The organism is Curtobacterium sp. MCLR17_039, assembly GCF_003234745.1.
Classification (GTDB): domain Bacteria; phylum Actinomycetota; class Actinomycetes; order Actinomycetales; family Microbacteriaceae; genus Curtobacterium; species Curtobacterium flaccumfaciens.
Window position 1 is genome coordinate 60266 of the sequence record NZ_QKTF01000007.1, and the last position, 13868, is coordinate 74133.

Annotated in this window: 11 protein-coding genes; 4 read left to right on the forward strand and 7 right to left on the reverse strand. The window is 72.7% G+C overall.

Features of this window, described 5'->3' with window-relative positions; genetic code table 11:
• Window positions 1-196: 196 nt before the first annotated feature.
• Window positions 197-1330 carry a substrate-binding domain-containing protein gene (locus tag DEJ00_RS10360; protein ID WP_181440149.1) on the reverse strand — a complete coding sequence of 378 codons (1134 nt, stop codon included), beginning with the start codon at window positions 1328-1330 and terminating at the stop codon, window positions 197-199.
• Window positions 1331-1445: 115 nt separating this feature from the next.
• Between DEJ00_RS10360 and DEJ00_RS10365 the strand changes: the two genes are divergently transcribed.
• Window positions 1446-2753, forward strand: a complete 1308-nt coding sequence (locus tag DEJ00_RS10365) for an MFS transporter (RefSeq protein WP_258373630.1) — start codon at window positions 1446-1448, stop codon at window positions 2751-2753.
• 12 nt (window positions 2754-2765) lie between these two features.
• On the opposite strand, the gene DEJ00_RS10370 is transcribed toward DEJ00_RS10365, so the two are convergent.
• The 6 genes from DEJ00_RS10370 to DEJ00_RS10395 form a co-directional block, all read right to left on the reverse strand.
• Window positions 2766-4289, reverse strand: a complete 1524-nt coding sequence (locus tag DEJ00_RS10370) for a helix-turn-helix domain-containing protein (protein WP_111057285.1) — start codon at window positions 4287-4289, stop codon at window positions 2766-2768.
• Complete coding sequence (locus tag DEJ00_RS10375) at window positions 4286-5380, reverse strand: DUF917 domain-containing protein (RefSeq protein ID WP_111057286.1); 1095 nt, start codon at window positions 5378-5380, stop codon at window positions 4286-4288. The genes DEJ00_RS10370 and DEJ00_RS10375 overlap by 4 nt, the downstream gene beginning before the upstream one ends.
• A 104-nt stretch (window positions 5381-5484) precedes the next feature.
• Entirely contained in the window at window positions 5485-6609 is a 1125-nt protein-coding gene (locus DEJ00_RS10380; protein ID WP_111022442.1) for a DUF917 domain-containing protein, read from the reverse strand.
• Window positions 6606-7763 (reverse strand): DUF917 domain-containing protein, encoded by a 1158-nt coding sequence (locus tag DEJ00_RS10385; protein WP_258373631.1) that lies wholly within the window; start codon window positions 7761-7763, stop codon window positions 6606-6608. The genes DEJ00_RS10380 and DEJ00_RS10385 overlap by 4 nt, the downstream gene beginning before the upstream one ends.
• Entirely contained in the window at window positions 7760-9316 is a 1557-nt protein-coding gene (locus DEJ00_RS10390; RefSeq protein WP_111028775.1) for a hydantoinase/oxoprolinase N-terminal domain-containing protein, read from the reverse strand. The genes DEJ00_RS10385 and DEJ00_RS10390 overlap by 4 nt, the downstream gene beginning before the upstream one ends.
• A gap of 201 nt (window positions 9317-9517) precedes the next feature.
• Complete coding sequence (locus DEJ00_RS10395) at window positions 9518-10915, reverse strand: cytosine permease (protein WP_110863617.1); 1398 nt, start codon at window positions 10913-10915, stop codon at window positions 9518-9520.
• Window positions 10916-11090: 175 nt separating this feature from the next.
• On the opposite strand from DEJ00_RS10395, the gene nucS reads away from it, so the two are divergent.
• From nucS to DEJ00_RS10410, 3 genes are all read left to right on the forward strand, one after another.
• A complete protein-coding gene (nucS, locus tag DEJ00_RS10400; protein ID WP_027466993.1) occupies window positions 11091-11786 on the forward strand; it encodes an endonuclease NucS in 696 nt (231 codons plus the stop codon).
• Between the two features lie 101 nt (window positions 11787-11887).
• Window positions 11888-12562, forward strand: coding sequence for an HAD hydrolase-like protein (locus tag DEJ00_RS10405; protein WP_111057287.1), 675 nt, complete (start codon window positions 11888-11890; stop codon window positions 12560-12562).
• Window positions 12559-13839 (forward strand): CynX/NimT family MFS transporter, encoded by a 1281-nt coding sequence (locus DEJ00_RS10410; RefSeq protein WP_111057288.1) that lies wholly within the window; start codon window positions 12559-12561, stop codon window positions 13837-13839. The genes DEJ00_RS10405 and DEJ00_RS10410 overlap by 4 nt, the downstream gene beginning before the upstream one ends.
• Window positions 13840-13868 lie beyond the last annotated feature (29 nt).

The window sequence follows — 13868 nt, forward strand, 5'->3', positions numbered from 1 at the left end:
CGGTCTGGCCGTGGCGAGATGCCCGGATGCAACCGCTCTCTAGGCGCGCCGGTTTCGTGGCTTTGGGGTAGACCTCGAAATCACGTCGTCTCGTTCACGGACGGGTTCCGTTCTTGTGTACGTGATGGCGCTTCCACCACAGACGCGTGCAATGGTCCAGACACGATGCCACAGGAGCCCGGGGGCGGTGCTTGCCTTAATCGGCGATCGAGCTGGGCGGCGGCCCCGTCGTGTCCCCCACCCGCAACTCCGACGTGAACGACGCCGGTTGCGGCTCCGCTCCCTCGAGCATGGCCAGGGCGGCACGGGCTGCGGCTTGGCCCTTCTGCACGAAGGGCTGCACCAAAGTGGTCAGGTGCCGGATCGGGGTGCGGTGGAGCAGGCTGTCGTCCACCGTGATGCCGTCGAACCCGACGACGCTGACGTCCTCGGGCACACGGAGTCCGGCATCGAGCGCGGCCGAGATCACCCCGACGGCGATCAGGTCACTCTGCGCGATGACGGCGGTGGGGCGGGGACCGGCCGGCGCGAAGAGCTCCGTGCCGGCGAGACGTCCCTCTTCCACCGAACTACCGGCGGTCTCGATCGCGACGGCGTCCGGGTAGACCTGGCGCACACCACGCAGGCGTTCGAGCGTGGTGAAGGCGATGCCCTCGGCCTGCCGGGCTGCGTCGATCGGGCCACGGCGGCGTGCGGCATCGAGGGGCAGGGTCACGACGGTCACGTCCCGATGGCCGAGCCCCTGCAGGTACTCCGCAGCACGGCGTGAGGCATCTCGGTTGTCGAGCTGGACGGGGACAGCGCCCTCGATCTCGTCCGCCTCGATCGCGACGACGGGGATCTGCCGACGGCGCAGCACCGCGACGGCGGGGTCGATCCGCACGTTGCACCCGACGAGCACGACGGCGTCCATCGGGGCATCCACCAGCGGGCCGGCACCCTGCTCGTCGTCGAGCGGACTCCGGACGAGCAACAGAGAGGCACCGGCAGCACCGGCGACCTCGGCGATGCCGTCGAGCGTCAGGACGTTGACCGGGTCACGGAAGGCGTCGCTCAGACGCTCGTCCATCACGACACCGATGACGCCGGAACGACCGCGGCGCAGCGAACGGGCACGGGGATCGGGGCCGCCGTAACCCAGGTCGGCGGCAGCGGCGAGCACGCGGGCCTTCGCGTCCTCGGACACCGGGCCGAGACCACTGAAGGCGAGTGAGGCCGTCGACGGCGCGACACCGGCAGCACGGGCGACCGCTGCCAGCGTCGGGCGCGACGGACGTGTGGCGCCGCCGCGGGAAGGCGACGCGCCGGGTCCTGTTGCCGGTTCGTCCATCGCCCGTTAGCGTAGCCGGAACGAGCAGTCGAATCGATTCGACAGCCGCAAGACCAGCACCGACACGCACCAGAACGCGCAGCACCGCGCGCGCCGCAGCACGATGGGAACCACCATGACGACGCCGTCCACCCGCACCGTCCCGACCACCAAGGCCTGGATCATCGCGGTGTTCGTGGTGTTCACCCTGTCCGGGCTCGACATCGCGACGTGGCTGGGGCGGATCCCGAGCGTCCGCGACTCCCTGGGGGCGAGCACGTTCGAGATGGGTCTGCTCGTGCTCGGCATGGCCGTCGGCTCCATCGGCGGTCTGACGTTCGCCGGGCACATCGTCGCGAAGCTCGGTGCCCGTCGGGGCGTGCAGGTGGCCGCGGCGTGCCTGGCGGTCGGGATGATCTTCGCCGGGGTCGCGGTCACGCTCGGGTGGGGCTTCGCCGCCATCTGGATCGCGCTCATCGCGTTCGGCTTCGGCAACGGCCTGTGCGACGTGTCGATGAACGTCTCCGGCGCCGCCGCCGAGAAGGCCGGCGGACGCACGATCATGCCGCTGTTCCACGCCGCGTTCAGCCTCGGCACGCTCGCCGGTGCAGGCCTCGGTGCGCTGGCCGAGAAGCTCGAGATCCCGGTGTCGTGGCACTTCATCGTGCTCGTGGTCGTCACGAGCGCCGCCATGCTCGTCGCCGTCACGAAGTTCCAGGACGAGCACCGCTTCGAGCAGCCGGTGTCGACCGACACCAGCCCGGTCGCGACCCCGCTCACCCGCTGGCAGGTCTGGGCACAGCCCTCGACGCTGCTCATCGGCGTGATCGTGCTCGGCATGGCGCTGGCCGAGGGATCCGCGAACGACTGGCTGCCCCTCGCGATGATCGACGGCCACGGGCTCGACAACGCCGGCGGTGCTGCCGTGCTGACGGTCTTCCTGGCCGCGATGACCGCCGGCCGCGTCGCCGGCAGCCCGCTGATCGACAAGTTCGGCCGCGTGCCGATCCTGCGCATCAGCGCCGCCGTCGCGGTGGTCGGCCTGGGCATGCTCATCTTCATCGACAACGTGCCGCTCGCGATCGTCGGCGTCGTGCTCTGGGGCCTCGGTGCCAGCCTCGGCTTCCCGATGGGCATGTCCGCCGCGGCCGACGACCCCCGCACCGCGGCCGCCAAGGTCAGCGCCGTCGCGACGATCGGCTACGTGGCGTTCCTGGCCGGGCCGCCGCTGATCGGGTTCCTCGGCGAGGAGATCGGCCTGCTCGGGGCGCTGCTGATCGTCTTCGTGTTCATCATCGCGGCCGGCCTGGCCTCGGGTGCAGCGCGCGAGACCGGTGCCGCCGCCCGGCCCGCCCGCGGGACCGCCAAGACGAGCGGGACCACGAAGAGCGAGACCGAGAAGGCCAGCCAGACCGACAAGACGAGCGAGACCAGCCGCAGCTGACGCAACCCGCCCTCAGCCGCCGTCGCCCGCCCGCGCCCGCGTCGCCAGGTGCAGGGCGAGCCGGGTCTCCGGGTCGGACAGGTCCACCCCGAGCAGCCGCTCCACTCGCGCGATGCGGTCGGACACGGTGTTCCGGTGCACGCCGAGCACCGCGGCGGTCTCGGCGATCGACGACTCCGCGTCCAGGTAGGCGGCGAGCGTCGTCAGGAGTGCCCCGCCACCGCGTTCGAGCGGTGCGAGCAACTGCCGTGAGGCCGGCAGGAACGTGTCCGTCTGCGTCCACGCGAGCAACAGCTGCGCGAGCCCGAGCCGGTCGACGTGCACGAAGTGCCCCGACTCCGGACGGCTCGCGGCCAGGCGGGCGGCGTCGCCGGCCTCGCCGAGCGTCCGGACCAGCCCGGCAGGGCCCGCCTGCAGACTGCCGACGCCCACGTTGGTCTCCACGGTGGTGCGGAGCGTGTTCTGCGCGCGCCGCAGCCGACCCGCGATGTCGGCCACTGCCTCCCGGCCGGGTTCGTCGGGTTCCGACAGCCACAGCACCCAGCCGTCCGCCTGTTCGACGACGACCGCGTCGAGTCCCTCGGCGCGCACCGCGGCGTCGACCTGCTGGCGGAGCGCGACCAGGTCGACGCCCTGCCGCGCGACCACGCGCGCACCGACGTGCCAGGCGTCCAGCCGCCACCCGGCGGCGATCGTCCGCTGCACGAGCTGCGGGGCGGGCGCCCCGTCGGCCGCACGGAGTTCGTCGAGCATCGCCATCCGGTAGCGGGCGTCACGCTCGTCGTCGAGCCGGGTGAGCAGCAGCCGGTGCCCGACGGCGACGGCGGCCACCTGCAGGGCACTCGCGACCACCTGCTGTTCGGCGGCGATCGGGACGGGCAGGCCGACGGCCAGCCAGGCGCGCGGTCCGATGCCGGTGCCGACCGGGATCGCCACGAGCGTCTCGTCGACGCCCTCGGCGGTCAGCACGTCGCTCGTGCCGGCGCGGCGGACGAGGACGGCGCGGGCCGCGTCGTCGACCGCGGCTCCGCGGAGTGCCAGGCCCGAGGCGTCGAGGAACCGCACCGGGTGGCCGAGCGACCGGTCGAGCCGGGCGAACAGGTCGTCGAGTTCGGGGCCGGCGTCGAGCGCGACGCGGGAGGCGTCGAGGGCGGCCCGGGCCGCCGCGCCCATCCCGGTGCCGATGAGTTCGTGCAGGCGGACCGAGGTCGCCCACGGGTCCGGGGTGGCGAGCACGGCGACGCCGAGCCGGTCGGCGAGCGTCGTGCTGCCGGGGCCGAGTTCCAGTGCCCCGTCGACGACGAGCAGGGTGGTGCCGGCCGCGGACGCCCGGCGGAGCAGCACGTCGAAGCGCGCGTCCGCGCGGTCGACGGGGGTGAGCAGCACGACGACGTCGTCGCCCTGCGACAGGGACCGGCCGACCTGGTCGGGGGTCCCCACCACCCCGCGGACGCTGCGGACCGCGGTGCTGCCGGGGCCGACGAGCAGGCGGGTGCCGGGCGGCAGGAGCGGGAGCAGGTCGCCGACGGCGTTCACGCGAGGACCTGGCCCACGGCCTCGGGCACGACGTCCGCGTCGATGCCGAACGCCCGCGGTCCCATGCGCGCGGTGCGGTCGGGGTCCGCCCACCACCACGGTGCCGACGGCAGCACGAGCACCGCGAGCTCGTTGCCGACCCGCGTGCGGTCGGTCGCCACCGGCGCGAGCGAGCGCGCGTCGACGACGGTGATGACGCTCGGCGTGCTGGCGACCGGCAGGCCGTCGACCAGGCAGTGCACGTACTCGCTGCCCGCCTCGACCCGGGCGACCGCACCGGTGCCGGCGTCACGGATGGCCAGGCTGCTGCGCACGAACGCGAGGGCGTCACCCTCGCGCTGGACGTCGATGACCCGGCCCTGCGCGACGACGCGGCCGCCGATGAGCGCGGCGAGTTCCGCCGCGTCGCGTGCGCCGCCAGCGGCGCGTCCGATCCGGAGCGCGCGCTGCACGCTGCCGACGACGGCCCGCTCGCGCAGCAGCGCGACCGGGACCGGGCCGATCGCGAAGGCCGCCCAGCCGCCGCTGTGCGAGACGGCCTCGCGCCACACGGTCTCGACGTCGTGGGGGTGCCGGGCGTCGACGACGATCCGCAGACCGCTCGTGGTCGCCGCGGCGGCCGTGACCGTCGTGGTCGGGCCGACGAAGACCGACAGCTGGTCGATGCGCGGGACCGCGCGGCCGACCAGGTCCGCGTCGACGAGCGGCAGTCCGGCGGCGTGTGCGGTGAGGGCCGCAGCCGGTCCGGTCACGCCGCCGATCTGCGCGGCGACGACGGCGTCGGCACGGGTGCCCGTCCAGCGCTCGACCGCCGCGAGCGCGGCCGGCAGCTCCTCGCCGCTCGGCATCTTCTCCTCGAGCACGGTGGTCGAGCCGATCAGCCCGACGGCCACCACCGATCCGAGCGCGGGGTCATCGAGGTCGACGACCGGCACGCTGTGGTCGCCGAGTGCGAAGCGGAGCGCGCTGACCATGTGGTCGACGCGGCCGCCACCGCCGCAGCCGAGCAGGGCGGTGCCGCGTCCGAAGACGGTCACGTCGTCGGCCTGGAGGCCCGCCACACCGCCGCCCCGCCGCTCACCCTGGTCCATGGGTCCATTCTGCTGCCGTGGTCGCGTCCCGGGGCCGGAGCCCGGGGCCGGGGCCGGGGTCGGGTGCACGGGCCGGGCGCGGGGGTCGGCGCGCGGCCCGTTCGTCAGCCGACCGCCGGGGCGGCCGGGCGGACGTGCTCGTGCAGGTCCTCGACCGGGACGAACGGTTCGTCGAGCCCGAAGCACGACGGCCCGAACACGGCGAGCGCCTCCGGGGTCCGCATCAGGTCGGGGGTCGAGATGCCGATCACCCGGACGCGCTGCCCGAACCGCAGGCGTTCGGTGGTGATCGGCTCGGCGGTCTCGGCGTCGAGGACGCAGATCAGGTCGGGCACGACGGCGACGAGGCGGCCGTCCCGCCGGGCGACGAGGTTCTCGTTCTGGAACCGGAGTTCGAGCTCGGAGCCGTCGGTCCCCTGCACGGTGGCACGACCGCGGGCGAACCCGTCGACCGTGCGTCGCTCGACGTCGACGACCTTGCCGTCGAACAGCTCGCGCAGGTGCGTGTAGATCGTCGTGCCGAGGGCCTCGGCGAGCGCGTCGATGGGGTCGCGGTGGGCTTCACGGGCAACTCGGATGGCCCGACCGACGGCGAGTGCCAGGGAGAGCGTGCGCGGGACGGCGGTCTCCTGCACCTGGCGGCCGGACATGGCGTACTCGGCGATGTAGGCGACGCCGCCGAGCCGGATGGTGACCCCGCGGGCGAGCCACTCCATCTTCTTGTTGTCCGTGCCGGTCTCGATGATGACGCCGTGGCCGTTCTCGTCGCTGATCGCGAGCGGACTGCCGGGGACCCCGTAGACCGAGAACGTCTCCATCTGCAGCTCGGGGAACGCACGGCCCATGCCGTCCGCGTCGACGACGGGCAGGCCACCGGTGGCACCGACGAGCAGCGGGATCATCGAGTTGATGCCGCCGCACTCGATGGGCATCGTCGCGGTCGCCGTCCGGCCCAGGTGGGCCTCGAGCCGACGGAGGGCACCGAGGGGTTCCGGTCCGGCGGGGATGCGTTCGAGCACCACGGTCGGTGCGCCCATCTGCGCGGTGGGGATGACGAGGGCGTCGTCGGGCACCTCGGACGGGTCGAGGATCGTGACGGGGCCGTGCTGTTCGATCGCGGCACGGACCAGGAGCATCCCGATGGTGGGGTCGCCTCCGCCGCCGGTGCCGAGCAGCGCGGCGCCGCGGGCCAGGTCGGGCAGGTCGTCGACGTCGAGGATCCAGCTCATCGGTTCTCCTCCGTGCTCGTTCCACCCGTGCTCGGTTCCCCCGCGCTCGTGGTGCCGTCGTGGCGGACCGCGGGGGTGTCGTAGCCGAAGTACCGCGGGCCGGCCAGGCGCAGGCCGTCCGGGGAGTGCCAGCGCTCGTCGGCCGGTGCCGTGACGATCCGGATGCGGGCGCCGAACCGCAGGGCCTCGGTGGTGATCGGCTCGCCGGTCTCGGCGTCCAAGGTGATGATGAGGTCGGGAGCCGTGGTGCGGACCTGGCCGGCCACCTCGACCAGCAGGTGCTCGTTCTGGAACCGGAGCACCGCCTCCAGGCCGGTGTCGCTGCCGGAACCGGTGATGCGGGCCGTGCCACGGGCGAACCCGGTGACGGTCTTGCGCTCGATGTCGGCGACCTTGCCCTCGAACACGACCGTGCCGCCGAGCACCTCGGTGACCGCCGTGACGGGGTCGGCGTTCTCGCTGCGTGCGCGCACCAGCGTCTCGCCGAGCCGGACGCTCAGCGACAGGCTGCCGCGGACGAACGACTCCTTCACCTGCGCGCCGGACATGGCGTACTGCGCCGTGATCGCGGAGCAGCCCATCTCGACCGTCGCCGTGCGGGCGAGCCGTTCCGCCCACCGGTTGTCGACCGTGTCGAAGACGACCGTGTTGCCCTTCTCGTCGGCCAGGGCCATCGGTGTCGCGCTGACCCCGGACAGGGTCGGCAGCACCATCTGTACCTCGGGGAAGGCGCGGCCCATGCCGTCGCCGTCGACCAGGGGCAGGCCGAGCTCGGCAGCGGCGACGATCGGGGTCGTCGAGTTCACGCCACCGACCTCGATGCAGGCCAGGTGGGTGGGGGTGACCCCGAGGAACGCCGACAGGCTGCGGATGGCCTCGGCGAACTGGCCGGCGGACGGCAGCTTCTCGACCATCACCGTGGGAGCGCCGATCATCGCGACCGAGAGCACCACGGCGTCGTCGGGAAGGTCCTCGACCTGGACGATCTCGACCGGGCCGTGGGCGCGGACGGCGGCCTCGGCGAGCAGGCGTCCGATGTAGGGGTCACCGCCGCCGCCGGTACCGAGGATCGCGGCGCCGCGGGCGAGGGCGGAGCAGTCGGCGCCGATGGCGGTGAGGAGGGGTGCTGTGGGCGCGGCTTGCGTGGCGCTCATCGGACCAGCGCCCCGAGTGCCAGGTCGCCGACGGCTTTGGCGCGGATCCGCGTCGCGTTGCCCGGCAGGTACGGGATCGGGACCTCGTCGAAGTCGACGATGTCCACCGAGCCGGGGTCGGCGCCGGCCGCGATGGCACGGTCGACCGCCTCTTGCCGGGCCTCGTCGACCACGGCGGACCGGCGGCCGTCGCTGATCGCGTAGACCTTGTCGACCTCGCCGCTGACCTGCGCGATCGCCGCACCGATGGCGTTCGCGACCGAGTAGTGCTCCGGGCGGTGCACGGTGCCGAGTCCGGGCAGGGTGTCCGGCAGCAGCACCGAGCCGCCACCGACCGCGACGACGGGCAGCGGGTCGGACGAGGTGCGCATCCGCTCGACGATGTCGGCGACGCGCTCCGCGATGACGTCGAGCGCGCGGGCGGCGACCTCGGCCGGCACCCCGGCGACGAGCGACGGGTCCCCGATCGCACCGCGGCCACCGCGGACGGCCACGTCGGTGGCGGTCAGGGTGGTACCGCCGAAGACCAGGCCCTCCTCGGTCAGGCGGTACCCGACGGAGTCCGGGCCGACGACGCTGCCGTCCTCGCGGATGCGGGAGCCGCCGCCGATGCCGACGGACAGGACGTCGGGCATCCGGAAGTTCGTGCGGATGCCGGCGACGGCGACCTCGCCCGTCGCCTCACGCGGGAAGCCCGCGGTCAGGACGCCGACGTCGCTCGTCGTGCCGCCGACGTCGACGACGGCGCAGGTGTCGAAGCCGGACAGCACCGCTGCGCCACGCATCGAGTTCGTCGGGCCCGAGGCGAACGTCGCGACCGGGTAGCGACGGGCGTACTCGACGTCCATCAGGGTGCCGTCGTTCTGGCTCAGGAAGAGCGGTGCGTCGATGCCGCTGCCCGTGACCGACCCGGACAGGCCGTCGACGATGCGGTCGGCGAGCTCACGGAGCGCCGCGTTGATGATGGTCGCGTTCTCGCGCTCGAGCAGGCCGATGCGACCGATCTCGGACGACAGCGAGAACGCCACGTCGGGCCCGAGCTCGGCGGCCATGATCTCCTGCGCGCGCTGCTCGAACTCGTCGTTGATCGGGGAGAACACCGACGAGATCGCGACGGAACGGATGCCCGCGGCCGCGATGGCACCGGCGTGCCGCTTGAGTTCCTCGGGGTCGAGCTCCGAGATGACACGGCCGTCGAACTCGTGGCCGCCGTGGGCCAGGAACGGCTGCGCGTGCACGGCCGACACCAGGTGCCCGGGCCAGTCCGTGAACGGGGGCAGCGACGCCGTCGCCGGCAGGCCCAGACGGACCGCGGCGGTCGGGGCGAGGCCGCGTGCCTCCACCAGGGCGTTGATGAAGTGGGTGGTGCCGATCATCACGCCGTCGATGTCCGTGGGGCCGAAGGCGTGCTGCTCGCGCAGGCCGTCGAGTGCGGCGACGATGCCCGAGGTGACGTCGGGGGTGGTGGACCGCTTGACCGCCGCACGGACGGTGCTGCCGTCCATCAGGACGGCGTCCGTGTTGGTGCCGCCGACGTCGATGCCGATGCGCATGGGGGTTCCCTTCGGTGGTGCGGGTGCGGGGTGCGGTGGTGCGGGCGTGGGGTGTTCGCGGGGTGGTGCTGGGTCGTGGGGTGGTGCTTGTTCGTGAGGTGGTGCTGGTTCGTGGGGTGGTGCTGGGTCGTGGGGACCGGCCGCGCCGTCGCGCGGATCAGGGGTGCGGCGACGCGACCGGCCGTTCGGGGAGCGCCCGGGTCAGGCGGCCGGGGTGGCCGGTGCGGCGGGCGCTGCGGCGACCGGGGCGGACGATGCAGCCGGCGCGGCCTCGGTCCGACTGACACCGACGCCGCGGATCAGCCCGACCTTGCCGGCGACCACGTAGAGCACGAAGGCGATGACCACGGAGTTGATCGACGGGATGCCGACGGCGACGAAGTACCCGATGAGCGAGGCGATCGCCCAGATGACCAGGGTGGCCGGCACCCAGGTGGGCGAGGTCGCCGGGATGTTCTCGGCGTCGCTCAGCTCGCGGCGCCAGCGCTTCACGACGAAGTACTCCGCCACCATGATCCCGGCGATGGGCGGGAAGACGACCCCGAGCACCGACAGGAACGGTGTCAGGGCCCCGAGGAACCCGACCGCGGCGAGCACCGAGCCGACGACGCCCATCACGAGCGTCACGAGCCCGCGGTTCACCTGCTTGCCGAACACCGCGTCGATGAAGTTCGTGACGCCGAGGCTCGAGCTGTAGATGTTCCAGTCGTTGATCTTGAACGTGCCGAGCAGGATCACGAGGATGCCGACCCAGCCGACGCTCGACGTGATCACGCGGGTGATGTCCGCGGAGCCGACGGCGTGGGCGAGCAGGACACCGGCCAGGCCGATGACGTACTCGCCGAGCGTCACGCCGAGCAGCGTCTGCTTCACGACGTCGCCGACCGACCGGTTGAAGCGGGTCATGTCCGGCGTGATCACCGCACCGACGATGAACCCGCCGGCCACCAGGGTGGTCCCGGCCACGAAGCTCAGCTCCGGACCGGCCGGGGCACGCGCGGCGAGCTCGGCGATCGAGTGCCGGCTCAACTCGACGATGACCGCCCAGCCGACGAGCACCAGGAACAGCGGCACGGTCACGTTCGCCAGCCACTGCATCGAGTGGAACCCGCGCAGGACGATCGCGGTGACGAGCAGCCCGAACACGAGCGACCACGCCCAGGCGGGCAGGATCGGCAGGATCGAGACCAGGCCGGCCGCCGAGACACCCGACTGGATGCCGAACCAGCCGATCAGGCTCAGCCCGATCGCCAGCCCGACCAGCGCCGAGCCGGCCTTGCCGAAGCCCGTCCAGCGGGCGATGACCGAGGTGTTCAGGCCCTCCTTGACGCCGATGACGCCGACGAGCACCGAGACGATCTCCAGGATCACGGCGCCCAGGGTGATCGCCCAGAAGGCGTCCCAGAAGCTCATGCCGAAGCCGAGCGTCGCACCGAGCAGGAACTGGGACAGGGCCGAGATCTGCCCGAAGCGCTGCACGGCGACCTGGAACCAGCCGTAGCGTGCGGACATCGGGACTCGGCTGAGCGAGTAGTCGTCGACGGCGACCGACTCGGAACGGGGGGTTCGTGGTGCTGACACTGCGGTCTCGCTGGCCATCGTGGCTCCTCGGGGAGGGGTGTCGGCGTTGGCCGATCGGGGTGTCAGCCACGGTAGGACGGCATCGGATTGCGGTACATGTGCAGAACGTCGTTACAGCCATGTGAATCCGTGCGCGATGTACAGGCCGCGCGCCTCGTCCGGTCGACGACACCACGCCGGTTAGGCTTCCGGGGTGCGTCTCGTCATCGCCCGGTGCTCCGTCGACTACGCGGGCCGGCTCTCAGCCCACCTGCCGCTCGCGACCCGCCTGCTCATGCTCAAGGCGGACGGCTCCCTGCTCGTGCACTCCGACGGCGGCAGCTACAAGCCGCTGAACTGGATGAGCCCGCCCTGCTCGATCGAGATCACCGAGCCGGACGACGAGCAGTCGAGCGCCGGCATCACGCAGGTGTGGACGGTCACCCAGAAGAAGACGCAGGACAAGCTCATCGTCTCCCTGTACGAGGTCGTGTCCGACGAGACCCACGACCTGGGCGTCGACCCGGGCCTGGTGAAGGACGGGGTCGAGGCGCACCTGCAGCAGCTCCTGGCCGAGCAGATCGAGCTCCTCGGTGACGGTCACACCCTGGTCCGTCGCGAGTACATGACGGCGATCGGGCCGGTCGACATCCTGGCCCGCGACGACGCAGGGGCGAGCGTCGCGGTCGAGATGAAGCGCAACGCCAACATCGACGCGGTCGAGCAGCTCACCCGGTACCTCGAGCTCATGAACCGCGACCCGCACCTGCGGCCGGTGCAGGGCGTGCTGGCGGCGCAGACGGTGGCACCGCAGGCACGCACCCTCGCCGAGGACCGCGGTATCCGCGTCCTCGTGCTCGACTACGACGCGATGCGCGGCATCGAGGGCGGCCACACCCGCCTGTTCTGAGCCGCGTCGGGCCGTCCGGCCTGGAGGCACGGCGCACCCCCGCCCCGCCGCCGACGGATCCCGGATGGTCGCCGCCACGGCCCGGCTAGGGTGGACAGGACATGACCAGCCCGTTCTCCGCCATCCTGTTCGACCTCGACGGCACCATCAGCGACTCCGCGCCGGGCATCCTCGAGAGCCTGACGCACACCTTCCGCACCGTCGGCGTCCCGGTGCCGGACCACGACACCCTGATGTCGTTCGTGGGCCCGCCGATCATGGACACGTTCCGGGTCGCGATGGGCATGGACGACGAACTGGCCGACCGCACCCTCGCCGTCTACCGCGAGCACTACTTCTCGCACGGGGCGCTCGACTCCGAGATGTTCCCGGACATCGACGTCGTGCTGCGCACCCTGCACCAGGCGGGGCTGCCGATCTCGACGGCGACGAGCAAGCCGGAGACCCCGGCGACCTACATCCTCGAGCACTACGGGCTCACCGGGGACATCGACATCATCACGGGTGCGAGCGACGACGAGGTGCGGTCGAGCAAGGCCGACGTCGTCGAAGAGGCACTGCGACGACTCGAGGCCCACGGCTTCGACACCAGCCGCCCGGTGCTGATCGGCGACCGGAAGCACGACGTCGAGGGCGCGACCGTGCACGGCGTCCCGGTCGTCTTCGCCGAGTGGGGCTACGGCTCCCCCGACGAGGCCGAGGGCACCATCGCCCGCGCCGCCACCCCGCTCGACCTGCTGCCGATCCTGCTGCCGTCCGCGACGCCATCCGCATGAGCGGCGACGTCGTCCGGCGGGGGCTCCGCGGTGCCGCCTGGCTGCTGCCGGCGGCCATCGTCCTGATCGCACTGAACTTCCGCGGCCCGATCGTCGCGACCGCCCCGGTCATCAGCGACGTCCGCGCCGACCTCGGCCTGACCGCGACGATCGCCGGGCTGCTGACGACGATCCCGGTGCTGTGCTTCGCCCTCGCGACGCCGTTCGCCAGCTGGGTCATCGCGAAGGCGGACCCCGAGCGCGCGGTCTCGCTGTCGCTCGTCATCGTGCTCGCGGGCACCGTCGTGCGCTCGATGCCCTCGTCGGCGGCGCTGCTGATCGGCACCGCGGTCATCGGCATCGGCATCACGATCGGCAACGTGGTGATCCCGGTGGTCATCCGGCGGGACACCTCGCCGGAACGCGTCGGCCTGGTCACCGGTGTGTACACGTCGGCGCTCAACGTCGGGTCGATGATCACGTCGCTCGGCACCGCTCCCCTGGCCGCACTGTGGGGCTGGCCGGTCGCCATCGCGATCTGGGCGGTCTTCGCACTCATCGCCGCCGCCGCATGGACCTACGCGGTCGGTGCTCGGGCCGCCTGGCGCCGCCCGCTGCCGTCCGAGCGGGACGAACCGCTGCCCGTCACCGGCCCCATCGACCAGGTGCTCGACACCGGGGCGATCCGGACCGCCCGCGCCGCCGAGGCCGCACGGGTCGCCGCCGCCGAGCCCATCCGACCGGCACGACGGCTCATCACCTGGGGCCTGACGCTCGCCTTCGGCGGTCAGGCGTTCTCGTACTACGCCCTCACCGCGTGGATCCCGACGCTGCTGCACGACGAGATCGGCTTCTCGAAGGCGTCGTCGGGCGCGAGCTCGTCGGTGTTCCAGATCCTGGCCGTCGTCGGGGCGCTCGGTGTCCCGCTGCTCGCGACGCGGTGGCGTCCGGCGGCGATCATCGCCCTGGTCGGCACGCTGTGGCTGGCGATGCCGCTCGGGCTGCTGTTCGCCCCGGAGCTCTGGTTGCTGTGGTCGGTGCTCGGCGGTGCGGCCCAGGGTGGGGGCATCACCGTGATCTTCATCGTGATCGTGCGGATCGTCTCGAGCGACGCCGACGCCCGCCGGATGTCCGCGTTCGTGCAGGGCGGCGGGTACCTGCTCGGGTCGGCCGGGCCGCTCGTCGCCGGTGCCCTGCACGGTGCGACGGGGACCTGGACGGCACCGCTGCTCGTCGTGCTCGTCGCGGTGCTCACCCTCGGCGTCGTCGGGACGTTCGCCGCGCGACGGGTGTCCTGACCGAGGACGTCGGCACGGGCGCGGCGCGC